Raw genomic sequence first — 2,717 nt, 5'->3', positions numbered from 1 at the left:
TCTCTCGGTCCAGGGAACGGCGCTGGACAAGCTCGGCCGTCACGACGAAGCCCGCCGCTATTACGAAAGCGCGCTCAGGATCGCGCCGGACGAGCCGTCGGTGCTGTCCAATCTCGGCATGTCGTACGTCCTGACCAAGGAACTTCCCAAAGCAGAGGAAGTGTTGCGCCGCGCTTACGCCAGCGCCCGCGCCGACAGCCGGATCCGGCAGAATCTCGCGCTCGTCGTCGGCTTGCAGGGCAGGTTCGACGAGGCGGAGAGCATCGTGAAAGCCGATCTGCCTGCCGACGAGGCCGAGGCGAACGTCGCCTATCTGAAGCAGATGCTCGGGCGCGGCGGCAACGCACGCGCCGGCGCGGGAGATATTCCCGGTCCGGATGCCCGCAGGTCATGAGACCTCGGTCCATCGAGATCTGATTTTATCGAGACTTGGATCATGAGGCGCGGACGCGATCGACGGCCGGAGTGACCGGCCTGGCACACACCTTTGTGCCGACGATCGCAAACCCTCAATGCATATGGGCTGCGATCTTGATGCCCGTCGGTCCGAGAATGACCACGAACAGCACGGGCAGGAAGAACACGATCATCGGCACCGTCAGCTTGGGTGGCAGCGCGGCCGCCTTCTTCTCGGCTTCGGACATGCGCATGTCGCGGTTTTCCTGTGCCATCACGCGAAGACTTTGCGAGAGCGGCGTGCCGTATCGTTCCGACTGCTGCAGCGCGAGGCATACGGACTTCACGCCCTCGACGCCGGTGCGTTTCGCCAGGTTCTCATAGGCGACCTTGCGGTCCTGGAGATACGACAGTTCGGCCGTGGTCAGCGTGAACTCCTCGGCCAGCGCGACAGACTGGCTGCCGATTTCCGTGCTGACCTTGCGAAACGCGACTTCGATAGACATGCCGGATTCGATGCAGATAAGCAGCAGATCGAGCGCGTCCGGAAAAGCCCGCTTGATCGAAAGCTGGCGCTTGGTAATGGAGTTTTTCAGAAACAGCATGGGGGCCTGCAAACCGAAAAACGCGACGCCGATACATATGCCGACCTTGATCAGCATAGACTGCTGCATGTGCGACAACAGAAAAACGTAGACGGTCGCCCCGGTCAGCATCACGATCGGAGTAACCATGCGGAAGAACAGGAACGTGACGTACGGAGCCTGACCGCGATACCCTGCCATGACGAGCTTTTCGCGCGCGGATTCCTGAGCCACCCATTTGCCGAGATTGAGATCCTCCACGATTCTCGAGACGAATTGCTTCGGTGCCTGACGCAGCGAGACCTTCTCGGATTTCGCAAGCCGCTCGCGCTCGCGCTGGCGGATGCGCTCGCGCTCGCTCGCGACAGCCTTCATCCGCTTCGAAAGGCCTTCCGCCGCAAAAAACGGCGTGATCAGCGTGTAGACAGTGGCGCTGGCGGCTATGGCGGCGAGCACCATCGTCATGAACCGCGGATCGTGTAATTTTTCGACCAGGAGTTCGAGCATGTTGCACCGTCAGAAGTCGAAGTTGATCATTTTCTTCATCACGAAGATGCCGGCAGACATCCACAGCATGCAGGCGGCCAGCATCAGCCGCCCGGTGGGATGGGTCCACAGCAGCGCGATGTAGTCCGGCGTGGTCAGGTAGACGAGCAGCATGACGACCACGGGCAGCGCGCCGATGATTGCGGCCGACGCCTTGGCTTCCATCGACATCGCCTGGATTTTCTCGGCCATCTTCTTGCGGTCACGCAGCACCTTGGACAGATTGCCGAGAGCTTCCGACAGATTGCCGCCGGATTTCTGCTGGATCGCGACCACGATGCCGAAGAAGTTCGCTTCAGGAAGCGGCATCCGCTCGTACAGCCGCGAACAGGCGTCGCCGAGCGGCATGCCGATCGCCTGAGTTTCGATGATCGCGGCGAATTCGCTTTTCAGCGGTTCCGGAGAATCAACCGCGACGACCTTCAGCGATTCGAACAGCGGCAGGCCGGCCTTGATGCCGCGGACGATCACGTCGACCGCATCGGGAAGAGCGCGCAAAAACGCCTTCTCCCGGCGCTTCTTGAGGAAACCCAGCAGCCAGCGCGGCAAGCCGAAGCCCGCCGCGAATGCAAACCCTACGGCCGGTAGAAGCCCGGCCCCCAGGACCATCGGAACGGCAAAACAGACCACGCCCAAAATGCCTGAGACGATCAGAAACTTCTCTTTCGACCAGGACAGGCCCGCCTGTGCGATCCGGCTGCTGAGCGCGATCTTGCTGTTGCGCTTGCTGCGTTGCTCGATTTCCCGCAGCGAACCCTCGATCTGCTCGCGGCGCGAACGCTGGGCTCTGTCGACCTGACGGGCCGCCGGCGCTGTCCGCGCGAATGCGGCGAGGCGCTTTTCCGCCTTCGCCTCGCCCGAGAGGGCAGGATACAGAAAGACCCACGCAATGCCGCCAACCGCGGTCGCAGCCATGAATGCCAGTGCGAGGGTCTGCAAGTTCATGGGCGCACGTCCTCAGATCTCGACCTTGACTTCCGCCGCATCCAGCGCGGCTGCGAGTCGCTTCTCTTCGTTGTAATACCGCGCGCGTTCCCAGAACCGCGGCCGGCCGATCCCCGTCGAACGGTGCCGGCCGACAATGTGTCCGTTGGCATCCTCGCCGAGCAGGTCGTAGACGAAGATATCCTGGGTGATGATGGTGTCGCCCTCCATTCCCATCACCTCCGTGATGTGAGTGATGCGGCGGGA

At 61.9% G+C, this 2,717-nt stretch carries 3 protein-coding genes and 1 pseudogene; 1 reads left to right on the top strand and 3 read right to left on the bottom strand.

Annotated features, from left to right (window positions below):
- A partial coding sequence (locus BGN91_RS14575; RefSeq protein ID WP_292614316.1) for a tetratricopeptide repeat protein occupies positions 1-394 on the top strand: 394 nt, incomplete at its 5' end.
- A 115-nt stretch (positions 395-509) separates the two neighbouring features.
- Here BGN91_RS14575 and BGN91_RS14570 read toward each other — a convergent pair.
- The 3 genes and pseudogenes from BGN91_RS14570 to BGN91_RS14560 form a co-directional block, all read right to left on the bottom strand.
- The gene (locus tag BGN91_RS14570; RefSeq protein WP_292614314.1) at positions 510-1,487 is read right to left on the bottom strand and encodes a type II secretion system F family protein; all 978 of its coding nucleotides are present in this window, start codon (positions 1,485-1,487) and stop codon (positions 510-512) included.
- Between the two features lie 9 nt (positions 1,488-1,496).
- Positions 1,497-2,471 (bottom strand): type II secretion system F family protein, encoded by a 975-nt coding sequence (locus BGN91_RS14565; RefSeq protein WP_292614312.1) that lies wholly within the window; start codon positions 2,469-2,471, stop codon positions 1,497-1,499.
- A 12-nt stretch (positions 2,472-2,483) separates the two neighbouring features.
- Positions 2,484-2,717, bottom strand: a pseudogene (locus BGN91_RS14560) (CpaF family protein); the annotation flags it as partial.

Origin of the sequence: Nitrobacter sp. 62-13 (genome assembly GCF_001896955.1) — a bacterium.
Taxonomy (GTDB): Bacteria; Pseudomonadota; Alphaproteobacteria; order Rhizobiales; family Xanthobacteraceae; genus Nitrobacter.
Note: the sequence above shows the minus strand (reverse complement) of the source record. Positions and strands in the feature narration are given on the sequence as shown.

Bases quoted from the DNA above. Each gene is read 5' to 3' on its own strand.
- BGN91_RS14570 (WP_292614314.1), bottom strand. From the start codon at position 1,487: ATGCTCGAACTCCTGGTCGAAAAATTACACGATCCGCGGTTCATGACG.
- BGN91_RS14565 (WP_292614312.1), bottom strand. From the start codon at position 2,471: ATGAACTTGCAGACCCTCGCACTGGCATTCATGGCTGCGACCGCGGTT.